This window comes from Pseudomonas sp. TH41 (assembly GCF_016650695.1).
In the GTDB taxonomy this organism is placed as follows: Bacteria; Pseudomonadota; Gammaproteobacteria; order Pseudomonadales; family Pseudomonadaceae; genus Aquipseudomonas.
Genome location: NZ_JAEKFH010000009.1, coordinates 65,222 through 91,369, shown reverse-complemented (window position 1 = coordinate 91,369; position 26,148 = coordinate 65,222). Strand labels below are relative to the sequence as shown.

The window sequence follows — 26,148 nt, the reverse complement described above, 5'->3', positions numbered from 1 at the left end:
GTGAACTGGAGATGATCTACAACCAACAGAATCAGGAAGACTTCACCGTGGTAACCACAAAAATAATCTCCCCCGCGCAAGGCGCATACACCTACCCACTGTTGATCAAGAGCCTGTTGCTCTCGGGCGCGCGCTATGCGCCCGATCAGGAAATCGTCTACGCGGACAAGCTGCGCTACAGCTATCGAACGCTGAATGACCGCATCAAGCAATTGGCCAACGCGCTGACGAAAGCCGGCGTCAAGGCCGGGGACACCGTGGCGTTGCTGGATTGGGACAGCCATCGGTATCTGGAATGCTTTTTTGCCGTGCCGATGATTGGCGCCGTGTTGCACACGGTCAATATCCGTCTCTCGGCGGAGCAGATTCTCTACACCATGAACCACGCCGAGGATGACCTGGTGTTGGTGCATGACGATTTCCTGCCCTTGATAGAGCAGATTCAGGATCAGCTGACGACCGTCAAAAGCTACATCCAACTCAGTGACGTCGGCGCACCATCAGCCGCGCTGCCCGTGCTGGGTGAATACGAAAGTCTGTTGACGGACGCGGAGCCTCACTTCGATTTCCCGGACTTTGATGAGAACTCGGTGGCGACGATTTTCTACACCACCGGCACCACCGGAAATCCCAAGGGCGTTTACTTCACCCACCGCCAACTGGTGCTGCATACACTGAATGCGGTTGGCACCCTGGGCGTGTACCAGGGCTTGCCGTTGTTACGTTCCGACGATGTGTACATGCCCATCACGCCCATGTTTCATGTGCATGCCTGGGGCGTGCCATATGTTGCGACGTTGATGGGGATCAAGCAGGTTTACCCGGGTCGCTATGAACCCAATAGCCTGGTCAGGTTGTACCGCGAGGAAAAGGTCAGTTTCTCCCATTGCGTGCCCACGATTCTGCAAATGATCCTGCAGTGCGACGAAGCGACCGACACTGACTTCAGCGGCTGGAAAATGCTCCTGGGCGGCAGTGCATTGACCCACGGGCTGGCGGCCCAGGCGACCGCACGGGGCATGCGCGTGCATAGCGGATACGGGATGTCCGAGACCTGTCCATTGCTGTGTTTGACTCACCTGACTGAGGCCGAGCTTGAACAACCGGCGCCGGCGCAGGTGGCCGCTCGCATCAAGACCGGGGTGGCGGTGCCGATGGTGGACTTGAAAATCATCGATGCCAGCGGCAACGAGGCGCCTCAGGATGGCGAGGCGCTGGGTGAGATCGTGGTACGCGCGCCCTGGTTGACCCAGGGTTACCTGAAGGAACCTGAGCAGGGCGCGCAGCTGTGGGAAAACGGGTGGATGCATACCGGTGACATCGGCTCTATCGACGCCTTGGGCGTCGTGGAGATCAAGGACCGGATCAAAGACGTCATCAAGACGGGAGGGGAGTGGATCAGCTCGTTGGAACTGGAAAGTCTTATCAGCGAGCATCCCGCCGTCACGTCTGTGGCGGTCGTCGGCATTCCCGACCTGCAGTGGGGTGAGCGCCCCGTGGCCCTGGTCGTTTGCGCGGTAGTAGAAGGCATCACGCCTGAAAAGCTGGTGGCCCATCTGCATCAATATGTCGAGAGTGGCCGTATCAACAAGTGGGCGATTCCCAAGCAGATCAGGATCGTTACCGAGATCCCTAAAACCAGTGTCGGGAAAATCAACAAGCGGCTGATTCGCGAACAGGAACTGAGCCGACAGGCACTGGACATCTGCTGATCAGAGTTCCTCATCTTCAGCACCGGGGTAGAAACCGTGCAGCAGGCGGTAGCGGTCATGGCGTATCTGGTCGACCCGGTCCTGCACCTGCTGCTCGGGGAAACCCAGCAGGACCAGTGCATGAGCGGCGAGCATCAGGCTGGATTCCAGCAACTCGGGCACGACTTCGCTGGCACCGGCCGCCTTCAGCTCGGGCCCCTGACTGTCGTCCCGAGTGCGCACCAGGATCGGCACGCTCGGGTTGATTCGGCGTGCTTCCTTGAGGATAAGCAGTGCGATGTCAGCTTTGTCCACGGCGATCACCAGCAGGCTGGCGCGCTCCAGCCCGACCGCGACCAGCAGATCACCGCGATGTGAATCACCGTAGTGAACATGGCTTTCACCGACCGCTGCTTCCTGAATCCTCACCGGGTCGTTATCCAGGGCGATGTAGGGCTGCTGGGCATTGAGCAAAATGCGCCCGATCGATTGCCCCACACGACCGTAACCACAAATCACCACATGCCCCTGCACTTGCGCGTTGAGTGCACTGATTTCCTCAAGTCGTGCTTCTTCGTTGGGTTTGCGGTGCAAGCGTGCGGCAATGTGAGGGGCGGCGCGCAGCAACGACGGCGTGACCACCATTGAGCAAAAGGTTGCGGCCAGCAGCAGGCCGCCGAGATTGGCAGGCATCAGTTGGTTTTGCTGCATCTGCGTCATCAGTGCGAAACAGAACTCCCCGCCCTGGGCCAATGCCAGGCCGCTGCGCCAAGCGGTTTCACCGTCGCTGCCGCGCCATTTGACCAGCAACGCGACCACGCACCCTTTGATCGCCAGCAACCCCAGGGTCAGGCCGAGGATCAGCAGGCCGTGGCTGGCAAACAATCGCAAATCGATCAGCATGCCGATACTGACGAAAAACAGCCCGAGCAGGATGTCGCGGAACGGGCGAATGTCGGCCTCAATCTGATGTCGGTAGTGGCTTTCCCCCAGCAGCATGCCGGCGAGAAAGGCACCCAGCGCCGGGGAGAGACCAAGCAAGTGGGTTAACACGGCCGTCAGCAAAACAATCACCAGCGTCAGCAGCACGAATAGCTCTGCGGAACGGGACGCGGCCACTTCATGAAACAGGCGTGGCAATAACCAGCGACTGGCCAGGGACAGCCCGACGAACAGCACGACGGTTTTGCCCAGCGTTATGGGAAGCGCCCAATACCAGGCCTGATCGCTGGTGCCGGCGAACACTGGCACCAGGGTCAGCAACAACACTGCCACTACGTCCTGGAACAGCAACACACCAATGGCATTCTGGCCATGGCTGCTGAAAATCTCGCCGAGGCTGCCGAGTTCCTTGCTGACAATCGCGGTGGAAGAGAGTGCCAGGCCGGCACCGAGTAGAAACGCAGAAGTGGTCGGTACGCCAAACATCATCAGCAGAGCGCCAAGCACTGCCCCGGATACAATCACTTGAAGGCTGCCGAGGCCAAAGACCACCCGACGCAGCGCTATCATTTTTGACAGCGAAAACTCCAGCCCCAGGGAGAACAGCAAAAACACCACACCCAACTCGGCGAGCAGTGGCAACGCGTCACTGTCGTTCACCCAGTTGAACGCCGTCGGCCCGACGATCAGCCCCACACAGAGGTAGCCCAGCACTGGCGGCAATCGCAGGCGATGGAACAGGGCGATGACGACCAGGGAGGCGGTGAAGATGATCAACAGGCTGACGAACATAAAAACTCCGTGGCGGTCTTGGCAGGGCGCAACGGTGTCGCCAAGGACGGGACGATCCGCTGGATCAGGATGACAATGGCAATGACAGCCCTGCCCAGGGGATCAAGTGCTTGATCATCGTTGGACTCCCGGCCCATCAGTCGCCGTCAGCTTGTCCGCCTCGGTCACCCAACCTCCGCCGGTCGCCTTGTACAGATCGATCATGGTGGTGAACACAGCGCCGCGGGTCTGGGTGTAATTCAACTCGGCGTCAAACAGGGTGCGTTCAGCGTCGAGGACTTCAATGTAGCTGGTGTAACCGTTGTCATAGCGTAGCCGCGCGTAACGGGCGTAAGTGCGCAATGCCTCGACCTGCCGTTCCTGGTAGGCCATTTGCTCTCGGGACTTGCTGGACGCGACCAGGGCATTTTCCACATCCCGGAAGGCCGACTGAATCGCTTGCTGGTAAGTCAGGAGCGTTTGCTGTTGAAACGCTTCTGCTTGTTGAACCTCACCGGCAATACCACCGGCCGTGAAGATCGGCATGCTCGCCGCGACGCCATAAGACCAGGTGGCGGCGGGGCCGGTGAACAAGTTCGAGAGTTGATTGCTGACGGAGCCAAGCAGCCCGGTCAGGGAAATGGTCGGGAAATACAGGGCCTTGGCTGCCCCGATACGGGCATTTGCCGCGATCAGGTTCAGCTCCGCCTGACGCAGATCGGGGCGGCGTTCCAGCAAGTCTGACGGTAACCCGGCGGGCACCGACGGCAAGGCCAACTGTGCCAGGTCGCGTCCTCTGATGATGGGGCCCGGGTTGCGACCCAGCAGTACGGCCAGCGCGTTTTCCTGTTGTGCAACCTGGGGTTCTAACGCCGCGACCGCCGCTCGGGTCCGTTCGTACTCGGATTGGTTCTGGGCCAATTCCATTTCTGAAATGGTGCCGGCGCCATAGCGCAGTTTGAATATTTCGTATGAATCACCCCGCGCCTTGGCCGTAGTGCGGGCAATTTCCAGTTGCCGGTCAAGATCGCGCAGCGTCACGTAACTCGACGCTACCGACGATACCAGGCTCAGTATGACGCTCCGGCGACCCTCTTCCGAAGCCAGCAGATCAGCGCGGGCGGATTCGTTGAGACGCCGCAAGCGTCCCCAGACATCCAGCTCCCAGTTCACACTGAGGATCGCCTGGTAGTTGTTGAACACCGGATCGACGGACGGATCCAGGGGCACAGGACCGTTGTCTCGGGGCGATCGGGTCCGCTGACCTTGCGCGTTGAGCCCGACTTGTGGAAACAACCCGGAGTGCACTACGCCATAACGACCCTGGAATTCTTCGACCCGTGCGGCGGCAATCTTGATGTCTTTGTTCTCGAGCAACGCGGTCCGGATCAGGTCATTCAGGACGGGATCCTGGAACTGCTCCCACCAGAGCGTATTGGATAGGTTCTTTGCTTCCTTGTCGGCATACCGATAGGCCGCGGGGGTTTGAATTTCAGGGTGCTGGTAGTCCGGGCCCACCATGCAGCCAACCAGGCCCAGGCACAGCAATAGGGGGAGAGGGGGCTTGCGCATCTCAATCCCCCTCATGTCTGTGTTGCGCCGCACCGTCGGGAATCTGTGCAGGCCCTATCGATTCTCCCGGTGGAAGGGCCTTTTGGGCGCCGTCCTTTTCCCCGAACATTCGCTCCACCAGGTAGTAGAACAAGGGGATGAAAAAGATCGCGATCACTGTCGCTGCGAGCATCCCGCCGATCACCCCTGTACCAATGGAGTGGCGACTGTTTTCGGAGGCGCCGACGGCAATGGCCAGCGGGACACACCCCAGAATGAACGCCAGCGACGTCATCACGATAGGCCGCAAACGCTCCTTCGCCGCCGTCATCGCGGCATCGTAGGCGGACATGCCGTTTTCCCGGTTCAGTACCGCAAACTCGAAAATCAGGATGGCGTTCTTGGCGGCCAGGGCCACCAGCATCGTCAAGCCGATCTGGAAGTAGACGTCATTGCTCAACCCCCGTATCAGTACGGCAAGCAGCGCGCCGAACAATGCAAAGGGCACCGCTAGCAGCACGCCGATGGGCAGGGACCATTTTTCGTACTGAGCCGCCAGGATCAGGAACACCATCACCAGGCCAAAAATGAACACCTGGGAGGAAGCACCGCCGCTTTTTTTCTCCTCGAACGCCTCGCCACTCAACGCCAGCGCATAGTCGTTGGTCATGATTTCAGCACTGACTTCCTCGAGAGCCTTGAGCGCTTGCCCCGAACTGTAGCCGGGGGCCGGGTTGGCGGTGAGCTTAACCGCCGGGAAGTTGTTGAAGCGGGTCAACAGGTCAGGCCCGGTGACATAGCGAGTGGTCAACAGGGCTTTGAGCGGCACCATCTCAAGGTTTTTACTGCGCACGTAGATCTGTTGCAGATCCTCGGCCTTGAGGCGATAGGCAGGTTCGGCCTGCAGGATGACCTGCCACAGGCGACTGAATTTGTTGAATTGCGAGACATACAACGAGCCGAACATGGTCTGCATGGTGCTGTAGACGTCTTCGACCGGCACACCCAGGGTCTCGGCTTTTTCCCGGTCTACGTCGACCAGCAATTGTCGTGAGAACACGTTGAAGGTGGAGGTAATGGCGCCGAGTTCCGGACGCTGTTTGGCCTTCGCCACAAGATTGCCGACCATTTCGGCCAGTTGACCGATGCTGGCGTCGCCCTTGCTCTGAATCCATACCTCCATGCCGCCGGTGGTGCCCAGGCCCGGAATCGACGGTGGATTGACCGGCAGTATGATCCCGCCCTGTACCGTGGAAAAAGCACGGGCCGCTTTCTGAATCACCGCCGGGGCGCTTTGTTGCTTGATCGTTTCCGAGTCCTTGTAGCGCCCCTCGAAGTCCTTGAACCCGACGAAGAAGGCACCCGCGTTGTTCTTGTTCTGGCCGTCCAGCAAGCTGTAGCCGTTAACGATGGCGACGCCTTCGACGGCCTCATCGTTCATGAAGAAGTCACTGGCCACTTTGCCAACGTCGCCGGTGCGATCCAGGCTCGCGGCATCGGGCATGATCACGGCGCCGAGCAGGTAGCCTTGGTCTTCCGGTGGCAGGAAGGCGCTGGGTATGCGCTGCGCCATCAACAGAATCAGAACGATCATGCCGGCAAACAGCAACAGCGCCAGCACGAAGCGCTTGATCATGAACGCCACCGAGCGGGAATAGCCCTCGGTCATGCGCTCGAAGCTGCGCTCGAACCAGCGAAAAAAAGCGTTTTTATCGCCGTGCTGAGGCTTGAGCAGCAGCGCTGCCAGAGCGGGCGACAGGGTCAGAGCGACCAGGCCGGAAATCACCACTGAAATGGCGATGGTGATTGCGAACTGTTTGTAGAGTTGGCCGGTGATACCGCCCATGAATGCCACAGGAATGAACACCGCACACAACACCAGCACGATGGCCACCACCGGGCCGGCCACTTCATCCATTGCCCGTTTGGCCGCGTCCTTGGGCGTCATCTTGTGGACGTGCATGTTGCGTTCGACGTTTTCGATCACCACGATGGCGTCGTCCACCACAATGCCGATGGCCAATACCATGCCGAACAGCGTCAGCATGTTCACCGAAAATCCCAGGGCCGACATGCCGATGAAGGTGCCGACGATCGATACCGGTACTGCCAGCACCGGGATCAACGTCGCACGCAAGCTCTGCAGGAAGATGTAAACAACGATGACCACCAGCACCAGGGCTTCAAAGAAGGTGTGTATCACCTCGGAAATCGAAGCGCGGGTAAACGCGGTAGTGTCCATCACGATCTTGTATTCGATGCCCTCGGGGAAGGTCGTTTTCATTTGTGCCAGGGTCGACGTGACCGCGGCTGAAACGTCGAGCGCGTTTGCGCCGGGTTGTTGATACACCGCAATCAGCGTCGCCGGACGGCCCTGGTAGGTGCTGCGCAGTGAGTAGTCTTTTTGTCCGAGTTCGGCCCGGCCGACATCTTTGAGACGTACGATGGCGGCGCCACCGTTGCTGGCGCGCAAGATGATGTTCTCGAACTCCTCGGGTTCGGTGAGTCGTCCCTTGGTGGTCACGGCAAAGGACTGTTCAACGGCTTGCCCCGTGGGGGATTGGCCAACACGGCCTACCGCGAACTGCTGGTTCTGATTGGCCACGGCTTTCTGCACGTCGGCGGCAGTGATTCCCAACTGGGCCATTCGGTCTGGCTTGAGCCAGATCCGCATGGCGTAGTCCGGGGTGCCGAAGATGCTGGCCTGGTTGGCACCCGGAATGCGCTTGATCGCATCCAGAATGTAGAGGTTGGCGTAGTTGGCCACGTAGGTGCTGTCATAGCGGTCGCCGGCGGAGTACACGGCGAGCACCATCATGAACGCCGACGATTTCTTCTGCACCTGTATGCCCTGGCTCTGGACCGCGGAGGGCAGTTGCGGCAGTGCCAGATTAACCCGGTTTTGCACGTCCACCTGGGCAAGAGAAGGGTCGGTGCCAATCTCGAAGAAGACGTTGAGGGTCATGTTGCCCGTCGCGGAGCTCGACGAGTTCATGTAGATCATGTTGTCGGCGCCGTTGACCTGCTGCTCAATGGGCGCTGCCACATTATTGGCCACGACCTGCGCATCGGCGCCCGGATACGTCGCTGCAACGGTAATTTGCGGCGGCGTGATATCCGGGTACTGGGCGACCGGCAGCTTGAGCATGGCCACTGCACCGGCCAGGGTAATGATGATAGAGATCACCGAGGCGAAGATGGGCCGATCAATACAATAGTGGGAAATGCTCATGGAGTATTCCCGCTACCAGCACTCGACGGGCTGGCCTTTGCCGGTTGTCCAGTTGTCGCACCTGCCGGCGCGGCGCCAGGTGCTTCGACGATATTCAATGGTCCTCCGGGTGTCACCCTGATCGCGCCATCGACCACAATGCGTTCGCCGGCACGCAGGCCCTTGCTGATGAACCAGTCATCGCCGTTCCATTCACCGACTTCGACAACCCGTTGCTCAGGCTTGCCTTCGGTATTGATGACCCACACGAAATGACTCTTGGCACCCTCGAGGACCGCTTTCTGGGGCACGAGAATGGCGTTCGGTCGCGATGCGCCTTTGGCCAAGGCCCGCACGAACTGGCCGGGACGCAGCAAGCCCGCCGGATTGGCCAACACTGCCCGGACCAGAAAGGTGCCTGTTTCCTGGCTGAAGGAGGGGGCTAAAAAATTAACCCGCCCGTGGTCAGGCGCCACGGTGCCGTCAGCCAACACCACTTCGACCACAAAGTCGCTGCGCGGCGGAAATTTGAGACGTCCGGCAGCAATGTCGTCGCGGTATTTCAGCGTTTCGTTTTCCGAGAGACTGAAGTTGATGTAGATCGGGTCCATCTGCGATACGGAGGTCAGCAGTCCCGACTCACCCGGCGTTACATAACTGCCTTCCTGCTTTTTGGCATAGCTCGAAAGGCCAGTGAGGGGAGAGGTGATCGTGGTGTAACTGAGGTTCAATTGCTCAGTGTGCACGGAGCCTTCTGCGGCCAACACCGCGGCCCGGGTTTCTCGTTCCTGGCCCACGGCATTGTCCAGGTCCATCTTGCTGACCGCGTTTTGCGCCGCCAGTGGACGGACGCGGGCGAGGGTGGCCTTGGCCACTTCCCAGCGCGCCTGTTGTTGGGCCAATTGACCCTGAGCCGACAGCAGAGCGGCCTCAAAAGGCTTGCGGTCCATCTGGAACAGCGTTTGCCCGGCCTTCACCAAGTCGCCTTCGGTGTACAGGCGTTTATCCAGAAACCCGGAAACACGCGCGCGGATTTCCACCTCTCGGGAGCTCTGGGTCTGGGCGACGAATTCGAAGGTGACCGGGGTATCGCGGGCGGTGACGGTCATGACAGTCACATCCGGAGGCCGACGCGCCGGGGAGTCAGGCTCTTTTCCGCAGCCGGCCAGCAGGATGGAAACGCCCATAACACAGGCCATTGGCAAGCCGAAACGGCTCGAACACTTGACGCTTTTATTGCCAAGGGCAACGAACAGCGAAAGCCGCCAGTTTCCTTCGATCCATCCGGCAATGTTCACGCCCATGGCCGTGCTCCCTGAAACTCGATCAACGAAGCGTAGCTACTAATGCTGCATATTTCCCGAGCATGCTGAGTTGATTGAAAAGCTGACGCGGGAATGAGAGCACGGCAGCTTCCTGTAGCAGCTGGCGAAGCCTGCGTTCGGCGGCAAAGCCGTCGTAAAACCTGTGCACGGGGTGTTTCTGATGCACCGCGTCGGCTGATTTCACGACGGCTTTGCCGCCGAACGCAGGCTTCGCCAGCTGCTACAGATCGCATTGCGGCTTAATTGATCGGCATTAGCCGCTATGGATACTTTTCCTTCGCCGTACTTCAAATGACCAGGAAGCCCGGTGTGAGATGTCTACTGCAATGGGGGTAATGTTTCGCTGCTTTGTTATAAAGGCGATTAACAGAGACTGATACTCATCTTGCCTGTTTAGATCGAGCTTCTGAAAGAATACACAACATTTCAAACATGAGCGTTGCAGCATTGAGCGCTGTAATGCCCGACGGATCGAGTTCGGGCGCTACTTCAACCACATCGCCGCCAATCAGGTTCAGGCCACGCATCCCCCGGATCATCCGAAGCGCTTCACGCATCGTAATGCCGCCCGCCTCTGGTGTACCGGTGCCAGGGGCATAAGCAGGATCTAATCCATCGACATCAAACGAGATATAGGTTTTACCGTCCCCCACAACGCGCTTGATTTCCTTCAATACGCCTTCGACACCCAGCTCATCAAATTCATCGATGAAGATCACTCGCATACCGCATTCAAGACTGAAATTAGGGGTTCCCGAGTGTTCGGACCCACGAATGCCGATTTGAATGGTGCAATGAGGGTCTAGCAGTCCATCTTCAACGGCCCGTCTGAAGGGCGCCCCATGGAAAAATTTCGAACCGTACAGGCTATCCCACGTGTCGGTGTGCGCGTCAAAGTGCACCATGCCGATTGGCCCGTCTTTCGCCAATGCTTTAAAAATCGGATAGGTGATGGAGTGATCACCCCCCACCGTCAGGGGCATGATATTTCGCGCACCTATTTCCTGGTAGTAACGCTCGATGCAGGCGTGTGCGTCTTCGATGTTATACATACGATCAATAAAGACATCGCCAAGGTCTCTGACTTTAGAGAGCTCAAACGGAGCAATATCAGAGAAATGGCTTTTGGTACGCATCAAGCACGATTGCTGTCGTACGCCACGTGGTCCAAAACGGGCGCCGGGTCTAAAGGAAGTCCCGCCGTCAAACGGAACGCCGATCAAGCCGATATCGACATCGTCCAGCGACTCCGCGACGGGGGCACGCATAAAGGAGGCGATTTCATTGAAACGAGGTCGCTTTTGCGGGTCGTAAAATTCACCACTAATAACGTCTTTTTTCATATTGGATTCAGGCATGACCTTCCCTCTGGCTTTAGGAGCTGCGCTTTTATTCTGAATATTATGCGTATAGTTCATCAGTGGCTTGTTGAGGCATGATTTTAATTTAAACCAAACGCCATGATGTATAACTGGCGTATTTACGCCACTAAGCGAGTAACTATCGGTACATAAAGATCTGTTGAAGACAGATTTAAGCCTAAAGCGGCGAGATGTAAAATCCATGTTTTTCGATTTGATAGTTCAAGATTCCTTGAACTATCCCGGAGGTGAGCCCCACGGCACGCCTTCACGACCGTTGGTCGCGCAAACCAATACATCGCAAGCCGTATTTTAACGTTTTCAAAAGCTGAACTCAGGCAAAAAACGCCAAGATAAGCGCGGGACTTTTTTTACCATTCCTCATTTCAGTCATCTATAATCTCAGCTTATCTACGCTCAATTAAAAATTCACTGGGTGAATTAAAATTATTAAAAGCACTTATGGGTAAGCTGATGAAAGAGTCGCTATACAATATCCGCCTCTTAAGAATTTTCCTTACGGTTGCTGACAACCAAGGGTTTTCCGCCGCGCAACAAGATTTAAACATGTCAACTTCTGCCATTAGCACCTATATGAATCAACTTGAATCCCAGTTGGGCATGCAGCTATGCAATCGTGGGCGAGCTGGATTCGGTTTGACCAGTAAAGGGTTGCTGGTTTATGAAGAGGCAAAGAAGCTGGTTGGCCAGATAGACAACTTTGAAAACTATGTAGCGGAACTAAACGGTGAGTTGCGCGGCACTATAACGTTCGGCATTCTAGACTCCATGCTGACCGATGAGAAATTCAACATACCCGATCTTCTTGGGAGCTTCAGCCAAAAAAGCGATAAGATTCACGTCAACCTGAAGATTTCAAGCCCTTTTGAGTTACAGAAAGAGGTTCTGGAGGGGAAGATCGACCTTGCTATTGGTTCGTTGCCCACGAAGATGAGCGGGCTTAAATACATGCCACTCTATATCGAACAGCACTGGCTTTACTGCAGTGATCGTCATCCTCTCTATTCAATGAAAGAGTGTTCAGTTGAACAAGTCACAGAGTACGCATTGATAAAGCGTGGCTACTGGTCCAACTCCGAGGGGATGCGGCATGGCTTCACTCGTTATTCAGCCACAATTGATAGCATGGAAGCCGAGCTGATATTGATTTTATCAGGCAACTATATTGGCTATTTACCAGATCACCTCGCTAAACGATGGGAAGATGAGGGGCGGTTGCTTCGGATAATTCCAGAAAATTTTGGCTACACAGCTGAGTTTTCATTGATCGTTAAAAATGGCAGATCGAGAGAGCCGTTGATCCAGGCCTTCAGGGAAGAAATCGATACTGCATTTGGGCTGGTCGACAAATTCAATGCACAAGATTCTGTCGGGCAATAATCTATACGCCCGGACTGAGTTGTCCAGACCGTTTGATGTAAACACCCAACCGGGCGAAGCAAAGAATAAAAAGTAGCAGCAGACAATTTTTGATAGAGGAGGGTGACCGCCCACATCATCAAAAGAATGTCTGCTCCTACGAAAGGCGTATACCCCCGCCAATCAGCGGGATCTACCGAGCGCATTGGGTGCAAGCAACGGCTTGTCTGTTCCCGATTATGGTCAGTCAGCAGGTTTGAAAACACTACCTGAAGTGGGGGGGCAGTCAGGGTGGCGGCTGCATCGCCCTGCGTTATGGACGCCGCACCCCAATGTGTTTTTTGGGCACGTCAGCCGACGTGGCCGGTCACCTGGGCGCATAGCCTTGTCAGCTGTTCGGCCAGATCGATCACGCGGCGTGGTGCGTCGGGGCGTAGGTGCAGCGCGATTTCCAGTGCCGCCAGTTCCGGGAAGGATTCGTCCACGCCCAACCGTCGGTGGCCGGGCAGTGCAAGTCGCGAGGGGAGCACGCTGACGCCGAGACCATCGGCGACTGCCGAGCGGACGCTCGCGAGGCTCGCGCTGCTGTAGCCGATGCTCCAGCGTCGGCCGGCGCTCTCGAGCGCGTGGATCATTTCATCGCGATACAAACCGCCAACCGGAAACACCACCAGTGGCAGCGGGTCGCGCTCGTACGTCGGCTCGCTGAGGCTGTCGAACCAGGCAAGCGGTTCGGGCCAGGCGGCGTGCCCCACCACCTGTCCCGGGCGCTGTTTGACCAGCACCAAGTCGTAGTCGCCTGCACAAAACTGTTGCCATAGCGTGTTGCTGAGCCCGCTGCTGATCTCAAGCCTTATCGACGGGTGCGCGCGTGCGAAGGCGCCAAGCGTCGGCGTCAGCAAGTCTGACGCGAAGTCTTCCGGCACGCCGATGTGCACCTCGCCCTGTGCATGGCCCTTGCGAAACTCTTCCACCACCTCTTCCATCAGCCCCAGGATCCGGCGCGCATAGCCGAGCAAGCGCTCGCCGTCCTCGGTGGTGACAACGTAGCGCCCGCTGCGGTTGAGCAGCTCGCAGCCGAGTTGCTCTTCAAGTCGCTTCAACTGTTGGCTGATGGTTGACTGGCTCAGGTGCACGCGCTCGCCAGCGCGGGTGAAGCTGCCGCTCTCGACCACCGCGACGAAACTCTTGAGCAGCAAAGGATCGATCAGCGTCGACGTCATTACGTTCCCCACTAATTGTTATTCGAACATTTAATTTCCGAATAATAGCACCTGCTCTTAATCTTCAGAACAGCCGCTGATGCGGCCTGTTGACCAGAATCCCCAAGGTAAATGTGATGACAAGTGACGAGACGCTGATGCAGCAGATGCTGCCGAGCCCGCCCCCGCACCGGCGGGAAAGAAGTGCGCGCCATGACTGACCGCGGATCGGTTTTCATCGCTTCCGGCGTATCGAGCAAGGATGAGGTGTCACTGGCCGCATTGGTGCTCCTGGTGCTACTCGGCTTGAATTTGCGGCCATTCTTGACTTCGGTTGGGCCGGTGCTCGATCTGGTGCGCGCCGACATTGGCCTCGATTTTCGCGCCGCCGCAATGCTGACCACCTTGCCCTTCGTTCTGATGGGCCTGATTGCTTTTATTGGCATCGGTGTCGCCCGTCGTATCGGCGAGCGGCGGGCGCTGGCCGGCGCATTGTTGCTCTTGATGCTCGGGTGCGCGTCACGCGCCGTGGTCAGGGACGGCGCTCAGTTGATTGTCGGCGCCGGCATCGCCGGCACCGGCGTGGCGGTGATCCAGGCCTTGATTCCGGGTGTTGCCAAACGGTGGTTTCCTGAACGGATAGCGATGGTGATGGGGCTCTATTCCGCGGCACTGGTCGGCGGCGGGGCGCTTGGCTCGCTGGCAAGCACGTGGCTGAATGCGTATGGCGGCTGGAGGCTAGGGCTTTCCATGTGGGCGTTGCCAGCGCTGGCTGTGCTCTTGCTTTGGCTGGTGTGCGCGCCACGCACACCGCCGATAGCCGCTTGCGGACCGGCACCGGTCTTGACCGGCAGGTTCTTCAAGAATCGGCGTGCGTGGCAGTTGGCCGCCTACTTTGGACTGACCAACAGCGGCTACTCAAGTCTGGTGGCGTGGCTGCCTTCCTTCTACCAGCAGCAGAACATGGGCTTGCAGGCTTCGGGCAACTTGCTCGCGTGGTTGGCGATGTTTCAGGCGACGGCGGCGTTCGCGATGCCGATGCTTGCCCGCCGCAGCGCTGACCGGCGCGGTGCCTTATGGTTGACGATAGCGCTGCAGGTCGCGGGCTTTGCCGGCTTCGCGCTTGCCCCTAACGCAGCGCCTTGGTTGTGGGTCGCACTGGTCGGGTTTGGTCTCGGCGGGTTCTTCTCGCTCAGCCTGATTGTCAGCCTCGACCACTTGTCCGGTGCGCAAGCGGCCGGGACCTTGGCGGCCTTCGTTCAGGGCGTCGGTTTCTTGCTCGCATCGAGTGCTCCCTGGTTAATCGGCTGGCTGCGCGACTCCGGCGGGAGCTTCATCACCGGCTGGTGGTTGCACATTGGAGTGCTCGCGGCGATGGCAGTGCTGACTATCAAGTTTTCCCCGGCGAGCTATCGACACAGCATGCAAGACGTGTAACCCAGGTCGGGTCGACCACTTTTAAAACCTCAGTACATTGTGCTTACGGAGAATAATATGAAGAAGTTCGCAGTTTCTGTTGTTCTGGCCTTGACCGCCAGCGGCGTATACGCGAAAGACTTGCAAGTCATTCGCTTCGGCGTTGACCCCACTTACGCGCCGTTCGAGTCGAAGGCACCCGATGGCAAGCTTGTGGGCTTCGATATCGATCTTGGCAACGCGATCTGCGAAAAGCTGAAGGTCAAATGTGTATGGGTTGAGAACTCCTTCGACGGCATCATCCCGGCGCTGAAAGCCAAGAAGTTCGACGGCATTCTTTCCTCCATGAGCGTGACTGAGAAGCGTCAGGCGCAGATAGCCTTCTCCGACAAGATCAGCAATGTCCTGCCCCGTCTCATTGCGAAGAAAGGCTCTGAACTTCAGCCGACAGTCGAATCTCTTCAAGGCAAGCGTGTAGGGATCGAGCAGGGCTCCACCCAGGAAACCTATGCCAGGACTTACTGGGCACAGAAAGGCGTCACCATCACGACGTACCAGAACCAGGACCTGGTTTACCAGGACTTGATGGCCGGCCGCCTGGATGCAGCACTGCAATCCTCAGTCCAGGCCGACCTGGGTTTTTTGAAAACCGAGAACGGACGTGATTTTGCTTTTGCCGGCCCAGAGCTGCGCGACCCAAAAACCCTCGGTGTAGGTGCAGGGATTGGTTTGCGCAAGGAAGACAACGAACTTCGCGAACAGATCAATGGGGCGCTTGCCGAGATTATAAAGGATGGAACTTACCAGACGATCTCCGATAAATATTTCTCCTTTGATGTCTACAACTAATTGATTTACGTCGTATACGACTCCAGGTTTTTGCGGCATTCAAAAACAACAAAAATACTATTGAACAAGATAGGCAGCATCGGCTGAACTATCGTATTCAAGGAGAGTGCAATGTCCTTGGCAGACTATGGGCCGCTGATCGCGAGTGGCACCTGGATGACACTAAAACTGGCCACATTATCGCTGCTGGCCTCGGTACTGATTGGATTGGCAGGCGCCAGTGCCAAGTTGTCTGGTAATCGGTGGCTGCGCAATATCGCCACGCTCTATACCACGATGATCCGCAGTGTTCCCGATCTGGTGACCATGCTGTTGCTTTTCTACAGCATTCAGATACTCCTCAACCAGGTCACCGAAGGGCTTGGAATGGATCAAATTGATATTGATCCCTTCCTCGCGGGTGTAGCGACGCTCGCGTTTATCTACGGTGCTTACTTTACCGAGACCTTCCGCGGTGCATTCCAGGCGGTCCCACGCGGCCAGACAGAGGCGGCCATGGCCTATGGCCTCAGCCCATGGCAGGCGTTCTATCGTGTTTTATTCCCGCAAATGATGCGTTTCGCCTTGCCTGGTATTGCCAACAACTGGCAGGTCATGATCAAGGCAACCGCGCTGGTGTCCATCATCGGTCTGTCCGATATCGTCAGGGCCACTCAGGATGCCGGAAAGAGTTCCATGCAGCTGTTTTATTTTACCGTGATCGGTGCGCTGATTTATCTCTTCATTACCACTGTTTCGAACGGCGTCTTGATCTGGCTTAAGCATCATTACTCTGTCGGAATTCGGGAGGCTGAACTGTGATCGCTATTATCCAGGAATATTGGCAAGCGTATTTGTGGTCGGACGGCGCCAGCTTTTCCGGCCTGGCAATCACCTTGTGGCTGCTGGTGCTGTCCGTCGCGATCGGATTCGTACTGTCAGTGCCGTTGGCCGTGGCTCGCGTGTCAAAAAACCGGTTTATCCGACTTCCAGTCTGGTTTTACACCTATATATTTCGTGGCACACCGCTCTATATACAACTGTTGATCATCTATACCGGTGTTTACAGCCTGAGCGTGGTGCGCGAGCACGAGTTCCTCGACATGTTCTTTCGCGAGGGCTTCAACTGCACGGTGCTGGCGTTCGCGCTCAATACCTGCGCCTACACCACGGAAGTCTTCGCTGGCGCGATCAAGTCGGTGCAGTTCGGCGAGGTAGAGGCGGCCCGGGCCTTCGGCATGTCGAAGTTCAACCTGTATCGCCGCATCATCTTGCCCTCGGCGCTGCGTCGCGCACTGCCGTACTACAGCAACGAGGTGATCATGATGCTGCATTCAACCTCGGTGGCGTTTACCGCCACGGTTCCCGACATCCTGAAGGTCGCCCGCGACGTCAACTCGGCGACCTACGCCTCGTTCGAGGCCTTCTTCATCGCCGCACTGTTGTACGCGGTGATTGCGCTGTCGCTTGTCTGGCTATTTCGTCGCGGTGAAACCCGCTGGCTGGCCTTCCTGAAACCCCAGGCCGCCTGAAGGCCGCATACGTAGGGACAAACCCATGTACAAACTGACCGTAGACGATCTGTACAAGAACTATGGCAACCACGAGGTGCTCAAGGGCGTTTCGATCAAGGCCAAGGCAGGCGACGTGATCAGCATCATCGGCTCCTCCGGTTCGGGCAAGAGTACCTTCTTGCGTTGCATCAACTTCCTCGAGCAGCCGTGCGCCGGGCGAATCACGGTGAACGCCGAGGAAATCCGCACCGAGAAGGATAAGAACGGTGGGCTGCGCGTGGCCAATCAGAAGCAGCTGCAAAGCATGCGCACCAAGCTGTCCATGGTGTTTCAGCACTTCAATCTGTGGGCGCACATGTCAGTGCTGGAAAACGTTATCGAGGCGCCGATGCATGCGCTCGGCCTCAGCCGCGATGAGGCGGTGGCCCGCGCACGCAAGTACCTGGCCAAAGTCGGCCTGCCAGCCAGCATGGAGGAAAAGTACCCGTCGCACCTGTCCGGCGGCCAGCAGCAGCGTGTGGCGATCGCCCGGGCCTTGGCGATGGAGCCGCAAGTGATGCTGTTCGACGAGCCGACCTCGGCGCTCGACCCCGAGCTGGTCGGCGAGGTGCTGAAGGTGATGCAGGCCTTGGCCGAAGAGGGGCGGACCATGGTGGTGGTGACGCACGAGATGGCCTTTGCCCGCGAGGTGTCCAACCACGTGATCTTCCTGCACCAGGGCAAGATCGAGGAAGAAGGTAGCCCCGAGCAACTGTTCAAGCACACCAAGAGTGAGCGCCTCAAGCAGTTCCTTGCCGGCAACTTGAAGTAGCCCTTTGGGTGACTCCGTAAACAGTATCCCCGTTGGCTATGTGGCGGCGGGGCTCGCTCGAACAGTGATGAGGTTCAAATGATCAAATCGTTCTGGTTGCGTAATGTCCGCCCCTATGGCGGCGACATTGAAGACATACAGGTTATTGAGGGTCGTATCGGCGATCGTCAGCCAGCCAGTGGCAATCCAGTCGCTGACGCTGACCTTGACGGACAAGGTCAATTACTCGTTCCGTCACTGGTAGAAAGCCACATCCATCTGGATAAGACCCTGTGGGGGCAACCATGGCGGCCGCACAGTGCAGGCCCGACGCTTAAAGCGCGCATAGCGAATGAGCGCCAAATCCTGCGCGAGCTCACATCACCCATTGCAGAGCGAGCGGGTGCTCTGCTGGAGCAATGCATCGCTCGCGGCTCGCTGATGTTGCGCTGTCATGTAGACGCCGATCCCGAGTTGGGTATCCAGCATGTGGAAGCCATGTTGGAGCTGCGCGAACGCTACGCCGACCTGGTTGACATTGAGTTCGTCACCTTCCCTCAGGTTGGCCTGGTTAACCGCCCTGGGGTTGAGGCATTGATGCGAGAAGCCCTGGAGATGGGGGTTGAGGTAGTAGGGGGGTTGGACCCCTGCGGCATAGACAATGATCCCATCGCGCACCTCACAATCCTGTTCGAACTCGCGGATAAGTTTGATCGCGGTATCGATATCCATCTGCATGACGGTGGTGAGCTGGGGCTTTGGCAGATTGCTCGTATCATTGATTTCACCGAGCGCTATCAGCGTCAGGGGCGAGTCATGATCAGCCATGCCTTTTGCCTGGGCATGAAAAACTGGGCTCAAGTGGTGCCGTTGGCTGAACGGTTGGCTGCCAATCAAATTTCACTCATGACCACGGCACCCTCTGATATTGCCATACCGCCCTTTGCTGAGCTGCTCTCGGCGGGGGTAAACGTCTGCCTCGGTTCAGATGGCATTCGGGACGCTTGGACCCCAATGGGAAATGGCGACATGCTTGAACGCGCGATGCTGCTCGCATTGCGCTGCGGCATGAGAACGGACCCTGAAATCTGCGCAGCGTTCGAAGCCGCTGCCAGCAATGGGGCTCGGGCACTTGGGCGAAGTGATTACGGATTGGCGACGGGGCAAACAGCCAACTTGTTGTTGCTGCCTGCAGAGACACTGAGTGAAGCCGTTGTGGCTCGTCCGCTAGCGCGGACGGTGATCAGCCGCGGAAACGTCGTGGCGAAAAATGGCAGTTTGCTCCAGAGCCGCTTGTGACTCAAAACACGCGCCCACGGATGTTTTTCCAATTGCCCCCAGTCTGAACCGGATGCCCTGTATGACACACCACTACGACGTGAACGCCCCCCTCAACAAAGTAGACCTGCTGATCGAGCACGGCGTGGTCATCACCGTGGACGAGCAACGGCGTGTAATTAAAGACGGCGCAGTGGCCGTGCTCGGCAACCGCATCGTAGCGGTGGGGCGCACGGATGAACTGCGGGCTCGCTTCACTGCTGAAAAAATCATCGATGCACGCAACAAGGCGGTGCTCCCAGGCTTGATCGACAGCCACGCCCATGCCGGCCACGCGATGCTGAAAACCATCGGCGGCGGGGAGGGCGATGCCTGGATGGAGGCTTGCCAGACCATCTACACCTCGGCCTCCGGTGTCGAGTTCTGGGAAGTCGATGCCAGGTTGTCGGCGCTGGAGCGGCTGAAATGCGGCACCACCACCGGCGTGTCGCTATTGGGCGGAGGCGATTCGATCATGCGGGTCGACGACCCGGTTTACGCGCAACGCCACGCCCAGGCTATCGCCGAAATCGGTACTCGTTCGGTGGTGGCCGTCGGGCCGTCGCGACCACCAGCGCCGCGCACCTACCTGGACTGGTCGACCGAACCGCCCACTCGGCGCGACGTCAATTTCGAGACCATGTTCGAGGTCTGCGAAGAAATCGCCAGGAGCTGCGACGGTATGGGTGACGGCCGGGTGCGCATCGCCATCACGTTGCCGGTGTACGCGCCACAATACGAGCCCAGCCATCGGGAACTGGCACCTCTGTTCCGCCAGCAAGCACAGGATTACCTGGCGCTGGCCCACCGTTATGGCCTTACATTCACCCAGGATGGCCACCGCGCCGGTACGCTGGCGCTGGCCCACCGCGAACTGGGCCTGCTCGGCCCGACATCCTTCATGTCGCACTGCATTGACCTGACCGAGGAAGACATCGCCCTGTGCCGCGAGACACAGACCAAGATCGTGCACAACCCGAGCGCCATCATGTCGATCCTGGGTCGCTGCCCGGTACCGGAACTGATCGAGGCCCATGTCACCGTCGCCCTCGGCTCCGACGGCGCCGCCCCGGACCGCGGTTACGACATGTTCCGCCACATGTTCCAGTGCATGCACTACCACCGCCGCCATTTCCGCGATCCGGACATCCTGCCGCAGGGCAAAGTGCTGGAAATGGTCACTATCGACGCCGCCAAGGCATTGTCGATGGAACATGAGATCGGCTCGCTGGAAGTTGGCAAGAAAGCCGACATCATTCTGATCGACCTGTTCAAACCGCACCTGATGCCGATGAACATGCCGGTCCACCGTGTCACTTGTTTCGCCAACGGCGGGGACGTATGTACCACCATCGTCGATGGCAAGATCCTGATGGAAGACTACGTCGTACGCGCCGTCGACGAGGCTGCTGTGCTGGCTGCGGTGCAAGAGGAGTCGGAACGCATGCTGGACCGTAGTGGCTTGCGCCATCTGACAGAAGAATCGAAAAACCTCTGGCGGGCGGCACGGTATCACGCGGCAGGTTGAGTAATGCGACTGAAATGCCGGCTCAATTTTTCTTGAATCCGTTATCTCAGGGCCGTTGATTTTCCTCGGGCTCAAGTGATGATCGGAGCTCGGATCGTTGAGTTGGATTGTTGATAGGGGCAGCCAGATTTCTAATGCTGGAATTGGGTTTGTTTCAAGCGCGTTGATTCTGGATTTGGAATGGGTAGAGATGGAGAAGGGTGGTTACGGAAAAGTTATCTCACGTCCGCGAATATTTGCCTCTGACAGGCAGCAAGCTCGCATCTACTGCACGAAGTTATGCCGGCTGCTGGACGTGAAGGGTGGCCATCGAAGGATTCAGGAAAGCCCTGACATATAACTAAACTAAACAGACATTTAGTTTAGTTATAATCTAATGGAATTTTGATTCCGTTCTTTTTCTCGCTCGTAAACCCCTCATGTTCGTTTACCCTGTGCCTGATTCTATTCACTACAAGGAGAGGTTTTGTGGCAGATGACCAACAGGCAAAACAGCACTCGGAGCTTTTGGGGGCTCTACAGGGTATTCAAGGTTCGCTGAAGGCTTTGGCCACCATTCAACTATCTGCTGAGTTCTACACGCCTCATGAGCGTCGGGCACTTCGCGCTGAATATGACGTATTGCGTGAGAAGGATTCAGCAGCGTTGGCAGCCGTGCAGCAAGCCCGTGAAGACGTTTTTGATCCCGGCTTGTCGTGGGATCAGCGCATTCAAAAATACGGTGAAAGAACTGCAAGACAGCACCTGGCAGATGTTCGAGCCTGCGAGGAGCTTCGATCGGCGGCTTATAAGGATGTCGTATCCTTCGAGCGTAAACATCCGTTGCTGATGCGCCTTGTAGATTCGGCCGCTGAACTCGGCAAGGGTAAATATGAATAAGTAGCTCTCTGGTGAACCAGGGTAGCTCAAGCATGATCGTTAGCGTTCAAATCTGAGCGTTAACACAGATGAACGAGGGGTCGTTCATTCCAGATCGGGTATCTGCCAACAGATGAAGGATATCTCGCAGGCGTGTGTGATAAGTCGCGTCAGGCTTCAAATCTGACCACCAGACGCTCCCACACCCATATAGTACGGTTCGCATAATGTATATTATGTTAAATGATGTGTCAGAGTGGAACTTCTTCCAAGGTCCTCTCTAGTGCACCAGTACCCCGAAGTAATTCTCCGAAATCCGAGGTACTAATTATGCGAAACGGGGAATTTATTCCCCATTTCGGAAAATTACTTCGCTTCGGTCCTGAGCCAATCCGCAGCAGTGCACCGAACTAACTCTCGAAATTTTCAGCATGTAAAATTCAAAACTGGGATCGACGTTACCGTTTCTGAATTTCAGTTCCCACGTTTTCACCGTGCGATCCAGACAGCACGGCGAAGAGTTTACCGTCATAGAAATTTAGTTCTTGGGCTTCCGGCGACTGGATACCGCTGGACTACGTGACTTCCTATTGCGAGGCCCTCGCGGACCTAGCCATGCATGACACCGCTAGCTTCTTCGTGTGCAGCTGAAATCACGCGGCTTGGCTCGGTGGAAAGGAGGTCCTGTGGGCGCTTGCCTCCAAGCCATCCGTTGGGAGAGATAAACCAGAATGAAACTCCCCAACCATCTTTCATGGGACAGAGAACAGATAATACATCGCTAAGGCCGGGAATCGGGCTGGCGCCGCCTTGCAATGGGAACGCGTAAATTGGAAAAGAGCTGCAGCCATCGTGATCGATCGAGAAAATTCGGTGGTCCGCTTCCCACTCCTTGAGTGCGGGACTCAGGAGCTCAACGTGAATACCCAGATGGTTAGCCAAGTCCTGAACTAGCAGGAAGTCGCCGCACGTCAGAATATGAGCTCTGGCAAGGGCAACCATCTCCTCTTCTCTTTCTTCGATAGTCCGACGCTTCTCATCTCTTCCTGCAGGCGCCGCCCCTGGACGAGGACACACGTCTATTCCATGGTCCTTTAGTGGTTTACCCGCAGGAGCTGAGCTCTCGACCCGACTGAATGCCTCGATCGCGGTAGCTTTGACATCTTTATCGGGATCAATCGTCATGGGTTGGCCTCCCAGTTACCTTCCAATTCTCCTGCTGCACGAAGCGCGCTGCTGGTGAGCAGCTGGCGAGGTGCCTGACACCTCAGGCGTCAACATTGCTATGGCTTGATTATAAGCGCCGAAGTCAATGATTACCGTTTAAGCTTCGCTCTACTCCGCTGTGAAAATACGATTCCAATCTCGAACCACCAATGTCCGACACGCGATCTCTGATCCCCCGAAGCAGCGTCTTGAGACCGTCTGCATGTTTGCTTCTGTTAAATAGTAAATTGACTCACCATTTTCATTGAGCAAAATGCCACCCGCACCTCGCAACAACGCGTGTCCTGCAACGACGTCATGTGCAGAAACCGCGTACAGAGAAACTCCGCAGACGCCATCTCCTGCGGCGACTTTTGCAAGTCTATAGGCAATTGAGGGCATCGCAACAAAACTGCTGGGGGTGCAGAGCTCGCGATTGATCTCTGGCTTGATGATCGCGGCGGCACTCACCATCACGTAGGAGCTGCTCGACAACGCCAGTCCAGAAAGCTTTCTTGTTACTGGCTGTCCATTGCGTAACAAATCGGGTAGTCCCTCAGACCAGGCGATGCAATCAGGCGAGCCCTCAACAGTGACTGGTGCGTAGACCACCCCCAATACCGGAATTTGCTTATGCAGAAGGCCGACAGAAATGGCAGACCCTTTGAGACCTTTGAGAAAATCACTCGTACCATCGTTAGGATCGACGACCCAACACCAGGAATGTCCCGTGAGGCTATGTCCGGTTTCCTCGCCCCAGAAGTCACAAGAAAAAAGTCCTAGAAGTTGCTGGCGTAGAACGCGTTCGATTTCTATGTCTACTATGGCCTTATCACCCTTCCCTCGTGGTCCATTTACCCTCGCCCATTCTGCAATAAGTAGCTGTCCCGCTCGGATAACGACTTCGATAGTCTGAGTGAGTAGCATTGGAAGATCTGATTTGTGCATGGGGCTCTCAATATCGGAAAAAATACTGGGGCGCTTGATGAGGGTTAGGCTGTCAGCTAGGCAATTCAGATTTATCTATGCATCCAGGGGGCATTATCTGACCACATGTAATGGGTCGATAATAGGCGTGTGGAGCCGCGGTCACCTTGAGGATTAGGGTTATGCTAGCCGCCGGCAAGGCGCCCATTAGGTTCATGTTCTATTCCAAATTGCGAGGCCGCATCAAGAAATCTATGTGCTGCTTCATTAGATCTATTTGCCATCATGCGCTGAGCTTCGGCCTCAAATTGAGCCTTTAAAAACCACTTAGACGTTTTGACTTTACGTCTTCCTTTCATGGCCGCCTCTCGTGAACACTATTGGGTAAGGGGGCTTCGTCGTCGCGCTCGTCGTGGCCTACCGCCAGCAGCGATGATTAGCGTGGAGGTCGATAAGTTTGAAAGCCAGAAGTATCCGTACCCTCCTCCCCGGTTTGATCTGCAAAAAGGTCTCCTTTGGGATTGAGCTACGGTACGAATGGAGCGTCGACAACTACTCAGGGGTATCCTCCTCATCAGGTAGATTTACTGCGTTGACCATTCGAGTGATGACGATAGACAACCAAGTTTGATGGGTGACAAGCTCTGGATCAACGTCACCATCCGCATTGGACGTTTCATAGAGTGATCTCCAGCCCAGGATATCTGCGGGGTCGACCTTAGAGTTGTCTCTGAATACAGCTTTTGAAGCAAGCCGGTAGGCGTATGTATCCAAGCAAGCGTCATCCGCTAACCTTAGCTCGACTCGGCCAAAATCAAACACATTCTCAGCGATCCATCGCGGGGAGCCGTTAAGTTTTGGAGGTATTGCCAGCAGGACACCAACGATGGCCTTATCTGAATCAGGCCGATCCATTTCGTTGAACAGGTCGAGCAGATGTTGGCCGGAGAAGCGTTTGACTATCTCTATGCCCTGCTCCGGCTGAGCAACGTTCGCCACCGCGACCATCAGCATGGTTGAAGGGCTGTGCTCATTACTCGTCGCAGATAACTGACGGGTGCTAATCTGAACTGCAGGCATAAATCTCTCTCAAAATGAACACTATAGATTGTAGCTCTATAGAGTTCAAAAAGGCTTCATCGTTCCTTTTGTGGATTAAGCAAAATGGAACTGAAGGAAGCGTTCGCCATTGCGTTACGTAACACGCGGCTTCGCCGGGGCTTGACTCAAGAAGATTTTGGAATCGTCAGTAGCAGGACGTATCTCAGTACGCTTGAGCGCGGCCTTAAGAACGTTACATTGGAAAAGGCATCGGAGCTTGCCGACAGAATGGGGGTGCATCCACTCACCCTCCTCCTTGAGAGCTTTTTGCTCCTCGATCCGGATACAGATTTAGATTCGCTGCTTGAACGAATTCGGCGTGAGATCAATACGGACCAAAACTCTTAGCTAAGGGCCGGTGATGTCGAACTATTGCAGAGAGTTCCCTATTCAGTACTCAAGGTATACGAAAGTCTCCAGCATGGCCTTGATGGCATGCCGGCTAGGTAAACGATTGGTTTTCCGGCGATATACCCCTATCGTTGACCAGCCCTTCCCCCGCGGCCTGTGATATCTGCAAAGGTACCGATGCGTCACAGGATCAAAATGCGAACCCATCTGCTGTCTGAATCAGCATCTCCTCAATCAGGCGGGTGCCCTGGGTGGTGGAAAGCATCGCAATAGGGCTTTTGCCCGAAAAGCGATCCTTGGACTTGGAGAGCCAGTGCTTGGCCTTTTCGTCGTCCCCAAAGAGCGTCTGGGCCATGGCCATGATGTGTGCAATACGGAAAAGGCGATCGCTCTCCTCCACCGTCAATCGCTGGCCGCGCGCCAACCTCGTTTTGAGAGCTTTGAGCGGAATGATCTGGTCGCGCTCTAGCGGGCTTATTGCGCCAAGGTCGCAAAGGGCTTTGACACTACCAGCCGAGAAACCCGTCTCGATCAGTTCGTGGATGTCCTGATCTGAAGCGTCCGTGGAGATGTGGAGAAGTGCTTCCAGACGTACCCGGTAGGCACCATAGGCATTCTCGCGCAGAACTTCAGTAAACATAGGGCACCCTTGGTTGAGCGGGACAGTGGTTCGTACTCGGCCGCATCCTTCCTGCGCAGCTCCGTGACGTCCTGAATGATGCCTAGGACATCGAGGCCAGCCGCAAAGAACCTCGACAGATCTTCCAGTGCCGCTATCTTCAGAATTGCGGCACCGAACTTATCGGGGGCACCCGCCTGAGTACTGCCGATCCGCGACCAGGTATTGGCCACCGGTTTCTCATGGGTATAATCGGCAA

General features: G+C 56.6%; 22 protein-coding genes. 11 read left to right on the top strand and 11 right to left on the bottom strand.

Translation table 11 applies throughout. The features are described from left to right. The first annotated feature begins 47 nt into the window (after window positions 1-47). Window positions 48-1,712 carry a long-chain-fatty-acid--CoA ligase gene (locus JFU37_RS29710; protein WP_201120935.1) on the top strand — a complete coding sequence of 555 codons (1,665 nt, stop codon included), beginning with the start codon at window positions 48-50 and terminating at the stop codon, window positions 1,710-1,712. Here JFU37_RS29710 and JFU37_RS29705 read toward each other — a convergent pair whose 3' ends face one another. The 5 genes from JFU37_RS29705 to speB form a co-directional block, all read right to left on the bottom strand. Continuing rightward, on the bottom strand, window positions 1,713-3,425 hold the full coding sequence (locus tag JFU37_RS29705; protein ID WP_201120677.1) for a cation:proton antiporter: 1,713 nt from the start codon (window positions 3,423-3,425) through the stop codon (window positions 1,713-1,715). 114 nt (window positions 3,426-3,539) lie between these two features. Then, the gene (locus tag JFU37_RS29700; RefSeq protein WP_201120676.1) at window positions 3,540-4,976 is read right to left on the bottom strand and encodes an efflux transporter outer membrane subunit; all 1,437 of its coding nucleotides are present in this window, start codon (window positions 4,974-4,976) and stop codon (window positions 3,540-3,542) included. Window position 4,977: 1 nt separating this feature from the next. Beyond that, the gene (locus tag JFU37_RS29695) at window positions 4,978-8,187 is read right to left on the bottom strand and encodes an efflux RND transporter permease subunit (protein ID WP_201120675.1); all 3,210 of its coding nucleotides are present in this window, start codon (window positions 8,185-8,187) and stop codon (window positions 4,978-4,980) included. Next, window positions 8,184-9,470, bottom strand: a complete 1,287-nt coding sequence (locus JFU37_RS29690) for an efflux RND transporter periplasmic adaptor subunit (RefSeq protein WP_242485867.1) — start codon at window positions 9,468-9,470, stop codon at window positions 8,184-8,186. Before JFU37_RS29690 ends, JFU37_RS29695 begins: the two co-directional genes overlap by 4 nt. A gap of 401 nt (window positions 9,471-9,871) precedes the next feature. Then, the gene (speB, locus tag JFU37_RS29685) at window positions 9,872-10,834 is read right to left on the bottom strand and encodes an agmatinase (protein WP_242485874.1); all 963 of its coding nucleotides are present in this window, start codon (window positions 10,832-10,834) and stop codon (window positions 9,872-9,874) included. 492 nt (window positions 10,835-11,326) lie between these two features. Here speB and JFU37_RS29680 point away from each other — a divergent pair, with 492 nt between their 5' ends. Further along, complete coding sequence (locus JFU37_RS29680; protein WP_201120674.1) at window positions 11,327-12,253, top strand: LysR family transcriptional regulator; 927 nt, start codon at window positions 11,327-11,329, stop codon at window positions 12,251-12,253. Window positions 12,254-12,582: 329 nt separating this feature from the next. Here JFU37_RS29680 and JFU37_RS29675 read toward each other — a convergent pair whose 3' ends face one another. Then, a complete protein-coding gene (locus JFU37_RS29675) occupies window positions 12,583-13,455 on the bottom strand; it encodes a LysR family transcriptional regulator (protein WP_242485866.1) in 873 nt (290 codons plus the stop codon). A gap of 192 nt (window positions 13,456-13,647) precedes the next feature. Here JFU37_RS29675 and JFU37_RS29670 point away from each other — a divergent pair, with 192 nt between their 5' ends. From JFU37_RS29670 to JFU37_RS29635, 8 genes are all read left to right on the top strand, one after another. After that, entirely contained in the window at window positions 13,648-14,871 is a 1,224-nt protein-coding gene (locus JFU37_RS29670) for a cyanate transporter (protein WP_201120673.1), read from the top strand. Between the two features lie 57 nt (window positions 14,872-14,928). Beyond that, window positions 14,929-15,699 carry an ABC transporter substrate-binding protein gene (locus tag JFU37_RS29665; protein ID WP_201120672.1) on the top strand — a complete coding sequence of 257 codons (771 nt, stop codon included), beginning with the start codon at window positions 14,929-14,931 and terminating at the stop codon, window positions 15,697-15,699. A 111-nt stretch (window positions 15,700-15,810) separates the two neighbouring features. Further along, a complete protein-coding gene (locus tag JFU37_RS29660; RefSeq protein WP_201120671.1) occupies window positions 15,811-16,500 on the top strand; it encodes an ABC transporter permease in 690 nt (229 codons plus the stop codon). Then, window positions 16,497-17,210 (top strand): histidine ABC transporter permease HisM, encoded by a 714-nt coding sequence (locus JFU37_RS29655; protein WP_201120670.1) that lies wholly within the window; start codon window positions 16,497-16,499, stop codon window positions 17,208-17,210. The genes JFU37_RS29660 and JFU37_RS29655 overlap by 4 nt, the downstream gene beginning before the upstream one ends. 25 nt (window positions 17,211-17,235) lie before the next feature. Beyond that, complete coding sequence (locus tag JFU37_RS29650; RefSeq protein ID WP_201120669.1) at window positions 17,236-18,003, top strand: ABC transporter ATP-binding protein; 768 nt, start codon at window positions 17,236-17,238, stop codon at window positions 18,001-18,003. Between the two features lie 78 nt (window positions 18,004-18,081). Further along, complete coding sequence (locus JFU37_RS29645) at window positions 18,082-19,281, top strand: amidohydrolase family protein (RefSeq protein WP_201120668.1); 1,200 nt, start codon at window positions 18,082-18,084, stop codon at window positions 19,279-19,281. A 61-nt stretch (window positions 19,282-19,342) separates the two neighbouring features. Further along, window positions 19,343-20,827 carry an amidohydrolase family protein gene (locus tag JFU37_RS29640; protein ID WP_201120667.1) on the top strand — a complete coding sequence of 495 codons (1,485 nt, stop codon included), beginning with the start codon at window positions 19,343-19,345 and terminating at the stop codon, window positions 20,825-20,827. Window positions 20,828-21,295: 468 nt separating this feature from the next. Then, window positions 21,296-21,706, top strand: a complete 411-nt coding sequence (locus JFU37_RS29635; RefSeq protein WP_201120666.1) for a hypothetical protein — start codon at window positions 21,296-21,298, stop codon at window positions 21,704-21,706. Between the two features lie 588 nt (window positions 21,707-22,294). On the opposite strand, the gene JFU37_RS29630 is transcribed toward JFU37_RS29635, so the two are convergent. The 4 genes from JFU37_RS29630 to JFU37_RS29615 form a co-directional block, all read right to left on the bottom strand. Beyond that, on the bottom strand, window positions 22,295-22,870 hold the full coding sequence (locus JFU37_RS29630) for a hypothetical protein (protein WP_201120665.1): 576 nt from the start codon (window positions 22,868-22,870) through the stop codon (window positions 22,295-22,297). 150 nt (window positions 22,871-23,020) lie between these two features. Further along, window positions 23,021-23,839 (bottom strand): inositol monophosphatase family protein, encoded by an 819-nt coding sequence (locus JFU37_RS29625; protein ID WP_201120664.1) that lies wholly within the window; start codon window positions 23,837-23,839, stop codon window positions 23,021-23,023. Window positions 23,840-24,003: 164 nt separating this feature from the next. After that, entirely contained in the window at window positions 24,004-24,177 is a 174-nt protein-coding gene (locus tag JFU37_RS29620; protein ID WP_177333689.1) for a hypothetical protein, read from the bottom strand. Window positions 24,178-24,370: 193 nt separating this feature from the next. Beyond that, window positions 24,371-24,898: a hypothetical protein gene (locus JFU37_RS29615; protein WP_242485865.1), complete on the bottom strand. Its 528-nt coding sequence runs from the start codon at window positions 24,896-24,898 to the stop codon at window positions 24,371-24,373. 84 nt (window positions 24,899-24,982) lie between these two features. Between JFU37_RS29615 and JFU37_RS29610 the strand changes: the two genes are divergently transcribed. Continuing rightward, window positions 24,983-25,267, top strand: a complete 285-nt coding sequence (locus JFU37_RS29610) for a helix-turn-helix domain-containing protein (protein WP_019649822.1) — start codon at window positions 24,983-24,985, stop codon at window positions 25,265-25,267. Between the two features lie 193 nt (window positions 25,268-25,460). Here JFU37_RS29610 and JFU37_RS29605 read toward each other — a convergent pair whose 3' ends face one another. Further along, on the bottom strand, window positions 25,461-25,910 hold the full coding sequence (locus tag JFU37_RS29605; protein ID WP_201120663.1) for an antitoxin Xre/MbcA/ParS toxin-binding domain-containing protein: 450 nt from the start codon (window positions 25,908-25,910) through the stop codon (window positions 25,461-25,463). Window positions 25,911-26,148: the final 238 nt, after the last annotated feature.